General features: G+C 63.0%; 1 protein-coding gene. It reads right to left on the bottom strand.

What is annotated here, in order from left to right:
* Positions 1 to 1,142: hypothetical protein (locus B5G37_RS14500; RefSeq protein WP_204217966.1), on the bottom strand; the 1,142-nt coding region annotated here is incomplete at its 3' end.
* Positions 1,143 to 1,269: the final 127 nt, after the last annotated feature.

The raw sequence follows: 1,269 nt of genomic DNA, 5'->3' as shown, positions 1-1,269 counted from the left end.
CGGCTGCGCACGAAGTTGATGGCCTTCGACTTGTCCATGGGCTGCACGTACCACGTGACCTCCATGGGGATGGGCAGGTCCACGATGTCCGCCAAAGCGCGGTCGGAGAGTTCCGAGCCGAACTTCTTCATGACGAGCACCTGCCCGTACACGCCGTTGTCCAGTTGGAAGCAGTCGTTGTACACGCCATCCGGCTTGAAGTCGATCTGTGTGGGCGCGATGCAGTCCTTGGTGGTCTGCACGCTGCGGGCGGAGATGTCTCGCTGGTAGTCGAAGTAGAACGGCTTGTACGGGTTCAGCAGGCTGTGGATGACCCTGAGCCGCTGGGTGCCGTTCAACAGATGGGGCTTGGACCCCATGGAGTTCAGGATGCGGCTGGATTCCGTTTCGATGCGGGAGAGCTGCCGGGCGGCGTCCTCCGCCGTGTCCGCCGACACGGAATAGGTCAGGTAGCGGTTGCGGCGGATGTTGCTCACGCCCTCCTTCACCTTGTCGTTCAGGATGTCGTTGAACAGTTGGGCGTCGTGCCGGGCCGCGTCGGTGGACTGGGCGTTGGGGTTGAAGAACCTCCGGTGGCCCACCTCCTCCCGCAGGAGGGGCGTGTTGACGACGCTCATCTGCACGAGGGTATTCGCGCCGAACTGGTCGTACAGGCGGGTCAGGGCGGAGAACATGGCCTTTTGCTGTTCGTCGCGCACGCTGTGGTAGCTGGTGTCGTCGAACGCGATGGACGAGGAGAACAGGCCCTCCTCCACCTCGCAGATGCCGTCCTGATACATCCTGTTGTACCCGATGTAGTCGGTGACGGTCTTCGCCGCCTCTCGCTTGCGTCGGAAGCCCTCGGTCTTGTCGCTCAGTTCCTTATCCCGGTCCTTGAGCTGGGACTTGATGGACTTGTAGCTGCGCTTGGCGGTCTTCTCCGCGTCCTTCGCCTCCCGTTCCCGGCGGGCGATGTCGCGCTTCGCGGCCTTCTTCTCCTTCCGGGTGAGCTTGCGCCCGTGGGCGGTGCGGCCGCGCCGGGGCGCGACCTGCCCGAGTGCATCCACGTCGATGGCCCCCGCGTCGTCGTACACGGGGCGGGGGTCGATGCCGCCCTCGCCTGTGGCGTGGACAAACTCATCAATGTCGAAGTTGGCGGTCACGGGATCGCCCTCATAGTCATACGATGACACGTTCCGCGCGGGGGGAATAGGCTTCGATCCCCTTGAGATTTCCCTGCTTTCGGTAGTATTTTCCATAGATGCTTCCTTTCTTTCGGTCGGGCTGGCC

The sequence above is a fragment of the Pseudoflavonifractor sp. An85 genome, from assembly GCF_002161235.1.
Taxonomy (GTDB): Bacteria; Bacillota; Clostridia; order Oscillospirales; family Oscillospiraceae; genus Enterenecus.
This window is presented reverse-complemented; position numbering and strand designations above follow the sequence as displayed.